The sequence below is a fragment of the Micromonospora saelicesensis genome (assembly GCF_900091575.1).
Lineage (GTDB): Bacteria > Actinomycetota > Actinomycetes > Mycobacteriales > Micromonosporaceae > Micromonospora > Micromonospora saelicesensis.
The window spans coordinates 201,898-218,607 of record NZ_FMCR01000001.1; the positions used below are offsets into that span (position 1 = coordinate 201,898).

Sequence of the window (16,710 nt, forward strand, 5' to 3'; positions counted from 1 at the left end):
CGTACCGGATCGCTACGGTCCGTCAGTGGTTCGATACAAGTACACGCCCGAAGCGCTGGCCGCCGCTGCCGCCGTCGCCCGCAACATCACCGAGGTGATGCGGTTGCTCGGCGTACGCGTCAGCGGTGGCTCGCACGCGCACATCAGCCGGCAGCTCAAGCGGTTCGGCATCGACACGTCGCACTTCACGAGGCAGGCCCACAACAAGGGGCGGCGTGGCGAACGGCGCACCACATCCGCGCAGCTCCTGGTTGTGCTGCCCGACGGGTCCCGCCGGACGCCCGGCGTGCGGTTGAAGTGGGCGCTGGGCACACTCGGCGTGCCGGAGGAGTGCGAGGGCTGTGGGATAGGGCCGGTCTGGCAAGGCGCGTCGCTCATCCTGCACGTCGACCACATCAACGGGGACTTCCTCGACAACCGGCCACCGAACCTGCGGCTCCTCTGCCCGAACTGCCACAGCCAGACCGCGACCTACGCCGGGCGAGGAAAACGGCCTTCCGACCTCCCCATCCTCACGACGCCAACCGATGGGGAGGAACGCTACGGCGGGACGACCGGCTCCGATCGCCGACCGGCCACCCGGAGGGAACTCGTCGACCTGTTCGGTCGGGTCGACGCACAGCAGGTGACGGCCCTGGAGGCGGCACGGCAGTTGGGCTGGACTCCGGCGTGTCTGCACAAGGTTCGGCGAAGGCTCGAGCAGGACGGCCTGTTGAAGCCGCGTCCGAGCCGCGGTTGGCGTTCGATGGCTCATCGCGACGCGGTGATAGAACAGGCACTGGCGCACCCGGATGTCGGACCGAAGCGGCTGTCCGCCGTTCTGCGCAATCTCCCTGGTGGGGGATGCAGAGTTGGTCACGGCACGATCTCGACCATCCTCAAGGAGGCCGGGCTCAACACCGCCGAAGCCAGACACTCTAAACTCAGGGAGTTGGCGGGAGTGGCGTAACGGCAGCCGCGCAGGTCTTAGGAACCTGTATCCGGAAGGATGTGGGGGTTCGAATCCCCTCTCCCGCACAGGGCAACGAAAACCACGTGCTGAACGGCGGTTGTCGGGCGCGTCACTGTCGCGGGTCGTGGCCCTGGTCGTTGGGTCAGGATGGCGAGCGTGAGTCTGCGCTTCGTCCTCGATCCTGACCTGACCCCGCAGCTGCGTGCCGAGATCGTCGACCTCTGGGTGGACGTCAGCAACGCCGGCGGGGCGGTCGGTTTCGTGCCACCGGTCACCGCCACCGACGTGCACGTCACCGCCGATCCGACCTTCGCCGGCATCGCGGACGGACCGGACCGGCTGCTGGTCGGCTACTCCGGGGACCGGCTGGCGGCAATGCTGATCTTCAGTGACAACCGTTTTCCGCTCACGGCGCACTGGTGTGTGGTGAAGCGGGTCATGGTCCACCCGGACGCCCAGGGTGCCGGCTACGGCTCGGCGCTGATGATGGAGGCCACCCGGCTGGGCAGGGCGTTGGGCCACGAGGCGCTGCACGTCACGGTGCGCGACGGCCTGGGGTTGGACAAGTTCTACGGTCGCCTCGGGTACCGGGAGATCGGCCGGCTGCCGGGCGCGCTGCGGGTGGCCCCCGATGACGACCGGGACGAGATTCTGATGTGGCTCGATCTGACGGTTGCCGACTGAGCGGTCAGCCCCCGCACCACCGGGCGTTCGCCCGGGGCGAGCTGGTGATCGGCGCGTCGGTGGCCGGAGCGCTCGTCCTCGCCACCTCGACCGAGCGACGGGTCGGCGTCGGCGTGACGGCGGGTCGGCTGCTCGGCGGTCGGGTCGAGGCCGGCGTACGGCGTGTGGCGGCCCCGGCACCGGGTGCGTACATCCGGACGGTGCTGTTCTGCACCTGGCCCGGTGCCATCCGGATGCCGCCGACGGTGGCCCGGTTGCCGTACACGTCGGTGACCCGGACGTTGAACGGGCCCGGCCCGGCGCCGGAGGCGATCAGCCAGTAGTTGTAGTCCTGCCGGGCGGCCGACTGCCAGGGGTCGCTGTCACGCTGCCGGACCTCGACGGACCGCAGCGGGTTGCCGTGGTTGCCGACGCGGACGGCGAACCACCACTGCGACGCGCCCTCCTTGATCCGGAAGGTGAGTGGTCCGGGCAGCGGCGGGTTGACCACCGCGCGGTAGGTGACCGGAACGAGGCCCTGGACCGGGTCGGCGATCCGGGCGAACGCCTCGCGGGACAGGTCGAGGTGCCCGGGCTCGCACTCCGGGCACTGGTCCATGATGAGCACCCGGACGGTGCCCTTGGGGCCGACGACGTCGAGGAATCCGCCGCAGGCGGCACCGGCGGAGTATTCGGTCGGACCGAGCGCGACGTAGAGCCGGTTGGCCGGGGCGGCCGGGTTCGAGCAGTTGCCGCCGGCGCCCTTGGAGTCGTAGAAGGTGGCCTTGCCGGTGTGTGTGGCGTTGCCGGTGGGCGGCGCTGCGGCCAGCGTCCGGCCGGCGGCGCAGGCCGGGGTGGAGCCGGAGCGCAGGGTGAGGGTGAGCCCGAGCGTCGCCGCGAGGACTGTGACGCCGGTGGCGACCAGCCAGGGCTTCGCGCCGGACGACGGCGCGGGCCGGTCCTCTGGAGGATGGTCCAGGTCGATGTTGATGTCGACAGCGCTTCCGTCCGTCACGACGGCGATGCTGCCGGACCCGGTCGGGTACCGACAAGCGGGCTAAGCCAAAGCTAAGACAGCATCGACGGACGGTGACCGTGGGGTGCCGATTGCTGGTCGGCGGCCGGTCAGGGCGCGACGGCGATCGGGGCGTGCACCGCCAGGGGTCCGGTGTCGAGCGGTACCAGGTTCAGTCCGAAGAGGAGTTTCTGCTTGACGTTGCGGTGCCGCCCGAGGGTGCGCAGCGGCTCCTTGGTGCGTACCCCGGTCTCCTGGTCGGTGGTGGTCACCACGCAGCGGTCGCACGGCCCGGCGGCCTGGAACATCCGGTCGCCGATGCGCAGCCGCCGACCCACCCAGTCGTCCTCGGCCCAGGCCGGCGCACCGCCGACGACCAGGTTGGGTCGGAACCGGGTCATCGGCACCGGTTCCTCGCCCGCCTCGGCCAGCCAGTCGTTGAGGGCGTCGAGGGAGGCGGCGTTCGCCAGCAGCACCGGGTAGGCGTCGGCAAAACTGACCTGGTCACCGGTGTCGTGTTCGCGGGTCCCGGCGGCCAGGTGGCGGGTCGGCTGGGCCAGCCAGACCAGTCGGACCGGTCGGCCGAGCAGGGCGCCGAGCCACTCGTCGGCCGCTTGGCCGGCCGGCAGCGCGGGAACCGGGAAGGTGCGGCTGCGAAAGGTACGGACCGCGACCGGTTCGCCGCCGGCCGGTTCGGGCACGTCGAGGTCGGGTTGCCCGTCGGCGCGCAGCGACACACCCCCAGGGCGCACGGAGGCGCGCAGGTCGACGAGCCGGGTCGTGTCCCGCTGGGTGACGCCGACTCCGTCGGCGTCCACGACCATCCAGCGCCGGTCGCCGGCCAGGCCCCACTGGTGCACGAACGCGCCGTCGTGGTCGAGCCGGTGACAACCCTTGATGGGGTACGTGTGAATCGAGGTCAGCCGCACCCGGCTACCATGCCACGCCGATCCCGTCGCCCGGGTACCAGTGGTTGGCCGGGCTCTCCCGGTAGGCGAGGAACCGCCGGCCGGTGCGTTCGGCGTGTTCGGCGAGCACGTTGGTGCTGGTGACGTTGTCGGTGAGCAGGATCGCGCCGGGGGCGAGCTTGGGCTCCACGGCGTCGAACTCGCGCTTCTCGTGGGCGCGGCTGTGGTCGCTGTCGTGCAGGAACAGGTCGACCGGGCGGTCCAGCGCGCCGATCGAGGCGATCGAGTCGCCGATCACCAGGTCGACGACCTCCGACCACGGCGCGACCCGGGCGAGGTAGCCGGCCTCGGGGTTGATGTCCAGGGAGGTGACCCGGCCCGGGTGCCCCTCCTGCGCGTTGCGCAGCAGGGCGGACGCCAGGACGACGCTGCCGAGTCCCTTGTCGACACCGGTCTCGACGACGTGGGCGGGGCGGGTGGCACGGACGATGGCGTACCAGCCGATCCGCCGGGCGTAGCGGATCTCCTTGTCGGCGAGACCCCGCCGGTCGGAGGCGGCGATCGCCGCCAGAAGGTGCTGGCGCAGGCCGTCGTCCGACTCGATCTCGCCGAGGTACGCCCGTACCTGTTTGACCGGGATGTCGCAGACCACGCTGACGAACCAGGCGAGGTGGTTGCGGCTCAACGAGGTGAGGTCGTACGTGTAGTTGTGGTGCTCGCGGGAGGTCAGCAGCCAGCGCGCCGAGTGGCGCAGCACCTTCGCGTCGTGCCGCGCGATCGTGCGAAGCCTCTTGGGAAAGGCGGCGATCGGGGCGAGTGGGGTACGCGCGACGGCCCGTCGGAGCTTGATTCGATCCACGGGTGCCGTTGTAGCAGGGTTCGGACGGCAGCGGGAGGGTCATCGCGAAAGCCGATGGTTACGTTGTTCCCGCCCTCCCGTCGAGGCAGCAGAATAGGGCCTGGGAAGCGCTCCCGGGCCGGCGTTACCGGCAGTCCGTCCGGACGCAGGGCCGGGTTGGCCGCACCGGTCGGCAGGCGTGCGATACCCGAAAGGACGAGGGTGCACGGCAGGCACGCGCAATCAGTAGCATCGCCGGCATGTCTGGTGCTCAGCGGTACACCGATGCCGACACCGAATTCTTCGATCCACACGCAGCCGATCCGCACGAGGATGTCCCGGCCGGGGGCAAGCGGCGACGTCGTGGCCCTCGCTGGCGTCGCGTCCTCGTCACCTGCCTGGTAGTCGCGGCGATCCTGGGCGGCGGCAGCATGATCGGTGGCGCCCTCTATCTCCGCTCTGTCGAGAAGGACATCGACCGGGTGGATGCCTTCGCCGACGTTCCCGAGGAGGGGCGTCCGCAGGCGGTGGCAAACGGCGCGATGAACATCCTGATCCTGGGGAGCGATTCCCGCGACCCGGAGAGCACTGGCGGCTCGCGCACGGACACCATCATCGTCGCGCACATCCCGAAGGACCGGTCCAGCGCGCAACTCGTCTCGATCCCTCGGGACACATGGGTGAACGTGCCGAAGGCGAAGAACGGGGGGCACGGCGGCCGCGACGCGAAGATCAACGCAGCGTACGCCTGGGGTGGCATTCCGCTGATGGTGCAAACAGTCGAATCGTTCACCACGGTGCGAATCGACCACGTCATGATTGTGGACTTCGCCGGCTTCAAGGAAATCATCGACGCCCTGGACGGCGTCGACATCAACGCGGAGAAGTCGTTCACGTCGATCCACCCGCCGTTCCGCAAGTTCGAGCAGGGAATGCAGCGGATGGACGGTGAGACGGCCCTGGACTACTCCCGCCAGCGCAAACAGTTCGCCGACGGCGACTTCGCCCGCATCCGTCACCAGCAGCAGGTCATCAAGGCCATCCTCGACAAGGCCGTGTCCGGCGGCATCGTCACCAATCCCGGGCGGCTCAACTCCTTCGTCAAGGCGACCTCGAGCGCCGTGTCGGTGGACGAGAAGATGTCGCTCGTCAGCATGGCGACAGACCTGCGGAACCTTCGCGGCCGTAACCTCACCTTCGTCACCAGCCCGACGAAGGGCACCGGCCGAGTGGGCAGCGAGAGCGTCGTCTTCGCGAACACCGAGAAGGCGAAGACCTTCTACGATGCCGTGCGCCGGGACTCCGTCGACGAGATTCTCGCCAGTTCCAAGTAACACCCCAGGCCGGTGGCTGTTGCCGGCCACCTTGTCTCGAATTACGGACCGGCCAGGTCAGCCGGCCCTCACGGGGAGGTCCATAATGTCCAATCAGCCCGCCATGTGGCATCGGCCGGCACCGGCCGATGACCGCGACGGCAACGCCACCGATGCCCAGGGCGACGGTGAGGGGGACGACGAGGGGAGCCTCGGCGGGAGTCGCCCTCCCGCCTACCAATCTCCCGGCTATCAGTCTGCCGGTTACCAGACGCCCGGTTACCAGACTTCCGGTCACCAGACTCCTGGTTACCAGACTCCCGGCTACCAGACTCCGGCCTTCCCCTCGCCCGCCGACCGGCGCTCGGCCCCGCCCGCACCCGCGCCTGCGCCTGCGCCTGCGCCTGCGCCTGAAGAGCACGAGCCTCGCGCCGGCCTGGACACGACCGCTGTCCTGCCGTACGCCGGCTCGCGCGCCTCGACCCGGACCCGGTGGCTGCGGGCCTGGATGATGACCGCGCCGGTCGACGTCCTGGCGCTGCTGACGCCGCTGCTGGTCACTCAGCAGTACTGGCGCGGCACCCTGGCCATGACGGTCCTGACCGTGATCGTCTTCGCCAGCGGCGGCCTCTACCGGGCACGACGGCACGTGAGCTTCCTCGACGAGTTGCCGAGCCTCTGCGGGCGTCTGTTGGCCGCGGCGTCCGCGGTCGCCATCGTCGCGGCGATGCGCCACGAATCCGCCGAGTACGTCTTCAGCTTCACCCGCGGTGTCGCCGCGTCGGCGGGGCTGGTCATCCTCGGGCGGGCTGTCACCCGCGAATTCGCCATCGTCGCCCGCAAGCGCCGGTGGGTCGAGCACAACACCATCATCGTCGGCAGTGGCCCCACCGCCGTGGAACTCGCCCGGCTCCTGCGCCGATACCCCCAGTACGGCCTGCGCTTCGTGGGTTGTGTCGACACCCCGGACGGCCCGTCGGCGCTGCCGCTGATCGGATCCCTCGACGACCTCGACAGCCTCGTACGGCTGCGCGAGTGCGACGTGGTGATCGTCGCGGACGCGAGCTGCTCCGAGACCTCACTCATGGAGATCCTGGCCCGGCCACGGACGGCGGAGTGCGACCTGTGGGCGGCCACCCCCCTCTGGGGGTCCCGTTCGCACGGCGACCACATCGGCGCGGTTCCGGTCGTCAGCATCGGCGACATCACCCTCTCCGGCCCGCAGTCCGCGCTCAAGCGCGCGTCGGACATCGCGTTCGCCTCGGTGGCGCTGCTCCTGCTGAGCCCGGTGCTCCTCGTCTGCGCGGTCGCCACGCTCATCGACGGCGGCCCCGGCATCTTCTTCTACCAGGAGCGCATCGGTCGGCACGGCCGACCTTTCAACATCATCAAGTTCCGGTCCATGCGCCCCGTCGACGAGCACGAGTCGCAGACCAACTGGTCCATCGCCAACGACCGGCGGGTGGGGCCGATCGGTCGGATCATGCGCAGGACCTCCCTCGACGAACTGCCGCAGCTCTGGAACATCCTCCGTGGCGACATGAGCGTGGTCGGCCCCCGGCCCGAGCGCCCCTACTTCGTCGAGAAGTTCTCGGCCGAATACCCCCAGTACGCGATGCGCCACCGCGTCCCGGTCGGGCTCACCGGCCTGGCGCAGGTCAGCGGGTTGCGCGGCGACACCCCGATCTCCGACCGGGCCCGCTTCGACAACTACTACATCGAGAACTGGTCCCTCTGGCTCGACGTCAAGGTGGTGCTCCGTACGGTGACCGAGGTGTTCCGCGCCGGCGGCCGCTGATCCGCCCACGCACCGAGACACCGCCGGGTACGGCCGTTGGCCGTACCCGGCGGTGTGCCGGTCGTACCCCCAACGCATGGAGAACGCAATGCCGAACGTATCCGTCGTGATCCCCACCACGGGCCGCCCCAGCATCGCCGACGCGGTGCTCTCCGCCCGATCCCAGCAGGGCGCATCCGTACACATCGTGGTCGTCTGTGACACCCCGGAGGTGCCGCAGACGGTGCGGGACCTGGGGCAGCACATCGACCGGGTGGTCTGCACCGGCGGCGGCCGGCGCGGGTCGTACGCCCGCAACCTCGGAGTCACCCACGCCATCCCGGGCAGCCACGTCGCGTTCCTCGACGACGACGACACCTGGCTGCCGACCAAGCTCGCGGCACAGGTTCCCGCGCTCGAACGGGTCGCGGCGGCCGGGTTCCGCCCCGTCGTGTCATCCCGGATCCTGCAACGGAAGGACGGCGCCGAGCCGCTGCCGGCACCGGCCCCCGCCGAGGTGATCCCCGACGGCATGCTGCCGGAGGACTACCTGTTCCGCCGCCGTCACCTCGGCATCGGCCGGCAGTCGCTGCCCACGTCGACGCTCCTGACCACGTACGAGTTGGCGACCGAGTGCCGTTGGGACGAGACGCTCCCCCGGCACCAGGACTGGGACTGGCTGGTCCGGGTCGCCCGGCTGCCCCGGGTGAAGATCGTCCAGGTGGAGGAGGCGACAGCCGTCTACACGGTGGGCAGCCCCGGGTCGATCTCGGCCGGCGCCGACTGGCGTACCTCGTGGCACTGGGCGCAGCGCTGGGAGGGGGTGTGGGCGCCGGGGACCTTCTCGGACTTCATCGCGGCCCAGACCCTCCGCTACGCTCTCCAGGCCCGAGACCGGGAGGGCGTGCGGGAGATGGTGCGGGCGATCCGCCGCAACTCACCTCCGTCCGCCCGGAACGCGGTGCTGGCGGCGCTCGGGCTCGTACCCCGGTCGACCCTGGAACGGGTCGCCATGCGCAAGTCGAAGGCCTCCAGCAGCCCCACTCGACCGCTCGAGACCGAACGGCCACACTGATGCGTCTGCACTTCGTACTGCCGCAGCTCGAACCGCTCTACGGCATGGAGCTGGCGGCGGCGCTCCTGATCCGCGGCCTCCAGGCCCAGGGCGTCGAGGTCTCGGCAACTGTCGTGTCCCGGGGGGTCCCCGCCGAACTGGCCGACCTGACCGTCGACACCCTGGGCCTCGGTTCCCGGATCACCCGGTTGATGGAGTCTGTTCCGCCGCTGCGGCGGCGCCTACAGAACCTGGCACCGGACGTCCAGATCGTGGCCAGCGGCCTGTGGGGCAGCGTGCCCGTCGGTGCCGCCCTCGCCGGGTCCGGCCGCAGCTACGTCGCCTGGGAGCACTCCCTGCTGCCGGAACGTCTGCGGATCGACCGACGGGTGCGCACGCTCGCCCGGTTCTCGCGGCTCAAGGGCCTGCGTCCACGGCTCGTCGTCGCCGTCTCCAACGGTGTCGCCCGCACGGTCCAGGAGCTGGCGCCGGGGCAGCCGGTGGTCGCCATCACCAACCCGATGCCACCTCGGCCCTTCGTCGCACCACGCGAGGTGGTGGACCGCCGGCGGATCAACCTCCTCACCACGGCCGCCTTCCGCCCGTACAAGAACCACTCCTGCGCCATTTCCGCGCTGGCCCTGCTGCCGGAGGCGTACCACCTCACGCTCGCCGGCGACGGCGAGGAGCGGGACCTGCTGCACGCGAAGGCCCAGGAACTGGGTGTGCAACACCGGACCTCGTTCCTCGGACGGGTGCCGGGTGTCGCCCAGCTACTCGCCGAAGCGGACCTCCTGGTCCACCCGTCTCGGGCCGAGACCTTCGGGTTCAGCCTGGTCGAGGCCGCCGAGGCGGGCCTGCCGGTGGCGGCCCTCCCGGTGCCCGCGCTGGACGAGATGATCCCGACCTTCGTGCCTGGCGCGTTGGCGGCGGACACGTCGCCGGCCGCCCTCGCGGACACGGTGCTCCGGCTGACCGGTGCCCAGCGGCCGACACTGGCCGACTTCGAGAAGTCCTGGCACGCCCGGTGCGCGGCACTGGACCCCGCCGAGGTCGGCCGCCAGTGGGTGGAGGCGTTGAACCGGTGAGTACGCCCTCCGGTGCGGTCGGCTCCGTCGAGCCGACCGCACCGCGGCCACGGTCGCATCGGCGTCCCCCGAGCGGACGCGACACCTTCCTGAAGCGGTCCGGGAAGTTCTTCACCGGCACACTGCTACGGACCCTCGCGCAGGGCGTGCTCTTCGTCCTGCTGGCCCGGGAGATGTCGATCGACACCTACGGGCTCTTCGTCGGCGTCACCGCCCTCGTCGCCGTGGTCTCCCCGTTCGCGTCCGCCGGCGCACCGAGTCTGATCTTCCAGAGCTACGCCGAGGCCCCCGGCGAGTGGGCCCGACACCTCACGCGGGGCCTGGTCCTGACCGTCGTCTTCGGTGTGGGCGCGACCGTGTTGGTGAGCGCGGCCGGGGTGGCGATCTGGGGTAGCGAGGTCAGTGCGCTCGACATGCTCTGCCTCGCTGCCGCCGACCTGGTGGCCTGGCGGCTCATCGAGGCCGTGGCCGCGTCGGTGCAGGCCCGGGGCAAGGTCTTCGTCGCCTCGGTCATCCCCGCCCTGCTGCACGTGTTCCGGCTGGTCGGCGCGCTGGTCCTCGCCGCGGCGGACGAGCCGATCTCCCTTCGGAACTGGGCTCTCACCGCGCTGGCGGTCTCCGTCGTGGTCTGCCTGCTGACGACCTGGTACGGATTGCGCGGCGGCGGAGGCGGTTCCTGGTCCGTCGGGCCGGCGCTCAGCCAGGCCCGCAGCGGCCTGCTGTTCGCCGTCGGCCTTTCCGCCCAGACGGTCTACAACGACATCGACAAGGTCATGCTGTCCCGGATCGGCACCACCGAGGCTGCGGCGATCTACGCGGCGGCCTACCGGGTGGTGGACTTCGCGTACACGCCGGCCCGGTCGATGTCCGCGGTCGCCTACCCCCGCTTCTTCGAGGTCGGCCGCGAGGGACCCCGGGCGGCGCTCGGGCTCGCCCGTCGCCTTCTGCCTCGCTTCCTGATGTTCAGCGTGCCGAGCAGCCTGCTGCTGGTCGCGATGGCCTGGACCATGCCGCTGATCTTCGGACCGGAGTACGAGGCCGCGACCCTGGCACTGCAGGGCCTCAGCGCGATCCTGGTCCTGAAGTCGATCCACTACCTGGCCGCGGACGCCCTCTCAGGAAGCCGACTCCAGGGCCGTCGTACGGTGTGCCAGATCGCGGTCGGCGTCGTCAACGCGGGGCTCAACGTGTGGCTCATCCCCGCCTACGGATGGCAGGGCGCGGTCGTGTCGAGCCTCCTGTGCGACGCTCTGCTCGGCATCCTGCTGTGGGGGTGCCTCGTCATCGCCCTGCGGCGACACCCGCACCGCGATGCCGTCGTCGAACCGGCAGCGGTACCTGACCGAGAAAGGGTCTGACGTGACCACCATCTTCGGTGTCCTACTGACCGTCGGTGGCGTAGCGGTGGCTCTGTGGTTGATCCGAATGCGGCGGTCCGTCGCCACCGCGTTCGGCGACCCCGCATCGGCGGTCGCCCTGGTCGGATTCGCGGTGCTCACCAACGCGGCGCCGGCGCTCGCCGGCAGCCACAGCTCGATGCTGATCGGCGTGCTGGTGGTCGCCCTGCTGGCCTGGCTGGTGCTCTCTGGCCGTGGTGTCCTCCGCGGCCCGTCCGACCTGTGGCTCCGGATCTCGCTGGCGATGGCCGGCGGCCTGCTCGTCTGGTGCGCCTTCATCGACGTCGTCACCGGCACCGGGATCTACGGGTCGCGGTTGCCGGCGTACGGGGCGGCCGGGCTCCTGCTGGTCGCCGTCTGGCTGATGGCCGCCCGCACCACCGTCAGCGTACGGGCGATGGCCTACACCGGGTTGGCGGTCCTGGCGCTGCTGACCATTCCGACCGCTCTGTACGGGCAGGCGTGGCGGGCGTGCACCGGCGGGAAGCTGGAGAAGTGCTCTCTGGCCGGTGCGCTGTTCAAGAGCTTCTACAACTCCGAGAACTACGCGGCGATGCTGGCGTCGTTCACCCTGGTCGCCGCGTTCTGCGCGATGCGCCGCGCCGAACTGGTGGCGACGGCGTCGTTCTGCCTGCTGGTGATCGTCGCCACCGGGTCCCGCACCAGCTATCTGGCCGTCGGCGCGGTAGCCGTCTGGATGGTGGGCGCACTGCTCGTGCAGCGCCTGCGACCGAGCCCGCGGATTCCCTTCGCGCTCTGCGTGGCGCTCGTCATCGGCGCACTGACAGCCGCCACATATCTGATGTGGAGCGCGTCGAAGACCACGCTGAGCAACCGCGGCAACATCTGGGTCGCCGCCCGCGAGTACCTCAGCGGCCGGGAGGCCGTCGGTGTGGGCGTCTCGAAGTGGTACTACCTGCAGGACATCGAGAAGGCACCGACCCACTTCTTCCACTCCGGGTACGTCCTGGTCATCTTCTCCGGCGGGTTGGTCGCGCTGACCCTGTTCGGTCTGTGGATGGCCACCCTGCTGCACCGCGACGTCGAGGACGGGAACGCCTTCACCGCCAAGGCACCGGTGGTGCTCCTCGTCGTCTACTCGTTTACCGAGGTCGTCTGGAACCCGCTGTCGGTGGACGGGCTGACCTGGATCATCGTGCTGCTGGCCCTCACCGCGTCGGCGTCGGCGGCCCCGGCCCGCACCCCGGCACCGGGACCGGTGGACCTGGTGGACCGCCCAGGTCGGTTCGCCGCCCTCAAGCGGTTGACGGGACGGCACGACGCCGCCGCCGTCGCGCCGTACGGACCGAGGACGCCAACGCCGGTCGGTGCGACGGCTTCCAGTTTCCGCCCGGACATCCAGGGGCTCCGAGCCTTCGCCGTTGTCGTGGTGATCGCCGATCACGTCTTCCACTGGCCGGCCGGCGGCTTCATCGGGGTCGATGTCTTCTTCGTCATCTCCGGCTTTCTGATCAGCGGCCTCCTCCTCAAGGAGCACCAGCGGACCGGCCGGATCTCCTTCACGGACTTCTACCGTCGCCGGGTCCGGCGGATTCTCCCGCTGGCGCTGCTCGTGCTGGTCACCACCTACCTCGCGGCGTCACTGCTGTTCATCGGTGAGCGCCTGCGCTCGATCGCCTGGGACGCGCTGGCCGCCGGTCTGTTCTCGGCCAACTGGCGCTTCGCCGCCGCCGGCACGGACTACTTCCAGGCGGACGGACCGGTGTCGCCACTTCGGCACTACTGGTCCCTCTCCGTCGAGGAGCAGTTCTACTTCGTCTGGCCGGTCCTGATCACGCTGGTCCTCGGCCTCGCCGCCCAGCGCTTCGGATGGACCGCGCCGAGGGCCAGGTGGGTTCTCGGCGGCATCATGGCGGTGCTGGCCCTCGCGTCGGTGGGCTTTGGCCTGTGGCAGACGGGCCACGCTCCCACGGATGCTTACTACTCGACCTTCTCCCGGGCCTGGGAACTGGCCGTCGGCGGTCTGATCGCGCTGACGGCACCCTGGTGGGCGGCGCTACCGGCTCGGGTTCGGCTCGCGATGCAGTGGGTCGGCCTCGGAGGTCTGGTCGCCTCCCTCTTCGTCGTGGGCCCGCAGACACCGTTCCCGGTTCCGGGTGCGGTGCTGCCGGTGCTCTCCGCGGTGTTGGTCGTGGCCGGTGGGGCCGGCGGTGTACGGCGAATGTTCCCGCTCACGAACCCGGCGTCCCGGTACATCGGCGACATCTCCTACTCGCTCTACCTCTGGCACTTCCCGCTGATCGTCCTGGTCGGTGCGATGCTGCCGCCGGAGAGCACCAGGACGTACCTCGTCGTCCTCGCCGGCACCACGCTGCTGTCCGTCGCCTCGTACCACTTCCTGGAGGACCCGATCCGGCGCTCCTCCTGGCTGGACAGCAAACCGCGCGAGTCGGGCCGCCCTCGTTCCCGGGTGCGCGCTGTGGTGTGGGGCGCTCCCGTCGCGGCCCTCGCCGCAGGTGTCGTCCTCGTCACCACTGTCGCCTTCGGGCCCGGATCCCGCCCAGCCGCGCCCGACCCCGCCGCGTTCAACAGCGTGACCGCGCTCTCCGCCGAGGTCCAGGAGGCATTGCGGGCAAAGGAGTGGCCGCCGGTCACCCCGGCCCTGTCCGAGGTGGGTCGGCAGGGCTTCGCCCGGGAGGACTCCCAGGGTTGCCGACCGGCCACACCGCGCGGCCGCGACTGCTCCGCCGGCACCCTGGATCCGGAACGTCTCGCGGTGGTGGTCGGCGACTCGACAGCGGTCGCCTGGCTGCCGGCCATCCGTGCCGTCCTGGAGCCTGAGGGCTGGACCGTCCACCCGCTGACCTACGTCGGTTGCCCGCTGCTCGCGACGACCACCATCGCCGAGGACGACAGCATCACCCGGGCCTGCCCGGCACACAAGGAAATCGTGCGGTCGTTCATCGCCGACACGAAGCCGGCGCTGGTCATCGTGACGAACACCTACGCACAGCGGCTGCAGACGGAGGGTGGTAAGCCCTCGCTGCCAGCCTGGGAGGCAGCGGCCAGGAAAGCCCGGGAGTGGCTTGCGCCCGCCGGCCAGGTGGTCGCGCTTCAGCCCCCACCCCCGGCGATGAACCCGACCGCCTGCGCCACGCGCTTCTCCACGCCGGAGGACTGCGTGGCGAAGATTTCGCCGCTCTGGCAGTCGTACGCCGATGCCGATGAACGCGTGTGGAACGCGTCGGGGTCCGCGTACGTGGCGACGCGATCGTGGTTCTGCGCCCTGGACGACCGTTGTCCGGCATTCGTCAACGGCGTGGTCGTGCGCCGAGACGCGTCCCACATCACCAGCGAGTACGCCCGCAGCGTCGCGCCCCTGTTGACGACGGCCCTGCGGCCCTCACTGACCAAGGCGCTGGCTGCCTCCGCCGTCCTGACCAGTGACTAGGCAGCAGCGATCGGCAGGCCCTTGAAGGCCAGCAGACCGACCCCGGTGGCGTTGACGCACCAGGGCCCGGCGTCGCCCCGGTAACTCAGCCCGGTCGCGCCGTCGGCCGGGCCGGACAGGCTCAGCACGAGCCGCCCTCCCTCGCGGTACTCGACGCCGGTGACGGTGGCGGTGCTGCCGTCGATAGTGAAGTCGGTGCCCGCGCCAGCCCGGACGGTCAGCGGGTCAACGCTACGAAGCTGAACCACCACCTGGGTACGCCGAGCGTCGGCGAAGGCGGCCGACCGAGGGTTCGGGGCAGACACGCCCTCGCTGGGGCCGCGGTGGATGTCGCGGGCCAGCACGGCGAACGCCTGATCGCCCAACTCGCGGTAGCCCCCTTCCCAGGCGAAGTGGCACGCCTCCCGGCCGGTCAGAGCGCTGGTGGACAGCAGCGTCACCTTCAGGGTGTCGGCCATCCGCCGTTGCGCCTCGCGCAGCGGCCCGCCGGAGGTGTCTCCGCACGGTGAGCCGCCGACCTGGACGACGTAGTAGCGGGCGCCTCCGTCCACCCGGAAGCCCACCTCCCGGCGCCAGTCGCTCAACAACGCGGTGAACCCGGTGACATGCCTGGCAGCGTCGTTGTTGTCGGCCTCACCCTGGTACCAGAACACCCCGCGTACCTCACCGATGACGTTGGCGGCGATGAGCCGTTGCCGCAACCGACCGTAGTTGGTGCGCAAGTCACCGGGATTGGCGTCGTTGCGCCGGAAGAACGACACCACCCTGCCGTTCTCCGCGCCGTTGATCACTGCCACCGGCACCTGGTAGGTGTCCATGAGTCGGTGGGCCGCGCGGATCCCCCACTGGCCGACCGAACCGGGCTGCCTGATCGCACCGGAGACGGCGTAGTTCCAGGTACGGTCCGCGCCGGAGAGGATCCGGTCCCCGCTCGCCGAGCCGAAACTACGGACGTACGGGGACTCCTCGCCGATCGACGATCCCCGGTAACTGGCCGCCACCGCGTTGGACTGGCCCTGGATGACGTACACGTCGCCGGACACCACGCCCTCCCACAGGGCGGCCCGTCGGGCAACACCGTCGCCGAGCACGTGCAACTCGAATCGGTACTCCCGCAGCGCGGCGGTGATCCGCTGCCGGAACGCGAACTCACCCCCGGCCCCGACGGGCACCGTCTCGTCCCAGGCGTCAGCCCCGCTGACGACCTTGAGGCGTACGGCCTTGACCCGTGGGTCGGTCGCCTTGCCGGCCACCGGCACGACCGCACCGCCGGCCGCGTCCCGGGGGTACAGCTGCCGATCCCGTGGGTGCTGACCGACGGTGAGGACCGAGGCGCGGGCGTAGACCGTCAGCCGACGTTGGGTGTACGTGCCGGCGTTACCGGCGGCCGTCCAGTCGGGCTGACCGGTGGGGGCGGTCCCGATGCCCACCGACAGCGGCTGGACGTCCGAGGTGAAGCCGTTGACCGCGAGAACCGTCTGCGGTGCCGCCGTGGCCGGGCGGGTGGCCGCGACCGTGTGCACCTGGAAGGAGCCGTACCCGATCGACGAGTACACATCGTCGTCGGCGTCGAACCGGTCGGCGGTGGCGCCGGGGACCTGGCCGGAGTTGACCGGCCCGTACTTGTTCGGCCACATCTCCAGGTAGCCGGTGAGACCGGTGCCGGTGGCCAGGCCCGGCGCGTTGGTGGCGACCTCCAGATCGGCGATCCGTTGCCGGACGATCTGACCGGCCCGGGTCGGTAGGCCGAGGCGTCGGGCGTCGGCCGTGAACGGCGACATGGCGGTCCACACCCACTGCGTACCGGTGGGGCCGGTCAACTCCAGGCAGTAGCCGATCCGGTCGAACCCGCCGGCCACCACGCCGGCTCGGTCGAACGAGAGGGCAAGCGGCCTCTTGGGGTCGTTCCGCTCGGGCAGGTCGAGGGCGCTGACCGGGGTGAAGCCGGCCATACCGTGGGCGTTGGCGGCACAGGAGGTGCCGTCGATGGGCGCGACGGGCGGTGGGGTGTCCGCGTCGGCTGCCGACCAGGCCGCGTCCGGTGAGCCGGTCCTCGACGGCGACCAGCCGAGTACGGGGACGGCCGCCAGGATCAGGGCGACCACCCCGAAGCCGATCCAGGCCGGTCGGGGCACCGATCGGAGGCGGGCCCACGGAGGGTGGGGACGAGACACCCGGAGAACCTCCACAGTGTGGGCAGCGTGTCGTGCCCCAGATTAGGCGATGCGCCATACCCGACGACGCCGGCACGACCTCCGGCCGAACCGGTGCCGATCCGGGGCGTAGGTCGGTC

12 protein-coding genes and 1 tRNA gene are annotated in these 16,710 nt (G+C 70.6%); 9 read left to right on the top strand and 4 right to left on the bottom strand.

Going from position 1 to position 16,710, the window contains the following annotated elements; all coding sequences use genetic code 11:
* Positions 1–25: 25 nt before the first annotated feature.
* The 3 genes from GA0070561_RS33430 (at position 26) to GA0070561_RS00990 (ending at position 1,636) form a co-directional block, all read left to right on the top strand.
* A complete protein-coding gene (locus GA0070561_RS33430) occupies positions 26–949 on the top strand; it encodes an HNH endonuclease signature motif containing protein (protein ID WP_208603667.1) in 924 nt (307 codons plus the stop codon).
* Positions 935–1,017, top strand: a tRNA-Leu gene (locus GA0070561_RS00985). The genes GA0070561_RS33430 and GA0070561_RS00985 overlap by 15 nt, the downstream gene beginning before the upstream one ends.
* 91 nt (positions 1,018–1,108) lie before the next feature.
* On the top strand, positions 1,109–1,636 hold the full coding sequence (locus GA0070561_RS00990; protein WP_181541201.1) for a GNAT family N-acetyltransferase: 528 nt from the start codon (positions 1,109–1,111) through the stop codon (positions 1,634–1,636).
* 4 nt (positions 1,637–1,640) lie between these two features.
* Here GA0070561_RS00990 and GA0070561_RS00995 read toward each other — a convergent pair whose 3' ends face one another.
* From GA0070561_RS00995 to GA0070561_RS01005, 3 genes are all read right to left on the bottom strand, one after another.
* Positions 1,641–2,630: an expansin EXLX1 family cellulose-binding protein gene (locus tag GA0070561_RS00995; RefSeq protein ID WP_244166017.1), complete on the bottom strand. Its 990-nt coding sequence runs from the start codon at positions 2,628–2,630 to the stop codon at positions 1,641–1,643.
* A gap of 110 nt (positions 2,631–2,740) precedes the next feature.
* Positions 2,741–3,559: an MOSC domain-containing protein gene (locus GA0070561_RS01000; RefSeq protein WP_091393510.1), complete on the bottom strand. Its 819-nt coding sequence runs from the start codon at positions 3,557–3,559 to the stop codon at positions 2,741–2,743.
* 4 nt (positions 3,560–3,563) lie between these two features.
* Positions 3,564–4,397 (bottom strand): O-methyltransferase, encoded by an 834-nt coding sequence (locus tag GA0070561_RS01005; RefSeq protein ID WP_091393514.1) that lies wholly within the window; start codon positions 4,395–4,397, stop codon positions 3,564–3,566.
* Between the two features lie 239 nt (positions 4,398–4,636).
* Here GA0070561_RS01005 and GA0070561_RS01010 point away from each other — a divergent pair, with 239 nt between their 5' ends.
* The 6 genes from GA0070561_RS01010 to GA0070561_RS01035 all read left to right on the top strand — a co-directional run bounded on the left by GA0070561_RS01010 (position 4,637) and on the right by GA0070561_RS01035 (position 14,417).
* Positions 4,637–5,710: an LCP family protein gene (locus GA0070561_RS01010; protein WP_091393517.1), complete on the top strand. Its 1,074-nt coding sequence runs from the start codon at positions 4,637–4,639 to the stop codon at positions 5,708–5,710.
* An 85-nt stretch (positions 5,711–5,795) separates the two neighbouring features.
* Positions 5,796–7,487 (top strand): exopolysaccharide biosynthesis polyprenyl glycosylphosphotransferase, encoded by a 1,692-nt coding sequence (locus GA0070561_RS01015; RefSeq protein WP_244166018.1) that lies wholly within the window; start codon positions 5,796–5,798, stop codon positions 7,485–7,487.
* 88 nt (positions 7,488–7,575) lie between these two features.
* Positions 7,576–8,541, top strand: coding sequence for a glycosyltransferase family 2 protein (locus GA0070561_RS01020; RefSeq protein ID WP_167362317.1), 966 nt, complete (start codon positions 7,576–7,578; stop codon positions 8,539–8,541).
* Positions 8,541–9,608, top strand: a complete 1,068-nt coding sequence (locus GA0070561_RS01025; protein WP_091393525.1) for a glycosyltransferase — start codon at positions 8,541–8,543, stop codon at positions 9,606–9,608. The genes GA0070561_RS01020 and GA0070561_RS01025 overlap by 1 nt, the downstream gene beginning before the upstream one ends.
* A complete protein-coding gene (locus tag GA0070561_RS01030; RefSeq protein ID WP_167362318.1) occupies positions 9,605–10,966 on the top strand; it encodes a lipopolysaccharide biosynthesis protein in 1,362 nt (453 codons plus the stop codon). The genes GA0070561_RS01025 and GA0070561_RS01030 overlap by 4 nt, the downstream gene beginning before the upstream one ends.
* Position 10,967: 1 nt before the next feature.
* Positions 10,968–14,417, top strand: a complete 3,450-nt coding sequence (locus tag GA0070561_RS01035; protein WP_167362319.1) for an acyltransferase family protein — start codon at positions 10,968–10,970, stop codon at positions 14,415–14,417.
* Here GA0070561_RS01035 and GA0070561_RS01040 read toward each other — a convergent pair.
* Positions 14,414–16,552, bottom strand: a complete 2,139-nt coding sequence (locus tag GA0070561_RS01040) for a sialate O-acetylesterase (RefSeq protein WP_091393532.1) — start codon at positions 16,550–16,552, stop codon at positions 14,414–14,416. The two genes, GA0070561_RS01035 and GA0070561_RS01040, sit on opposite strands and share 4 nt — an antisense overlap.
* Positions 16,553–16,710 lie beyond the last annotated feature (158 nt).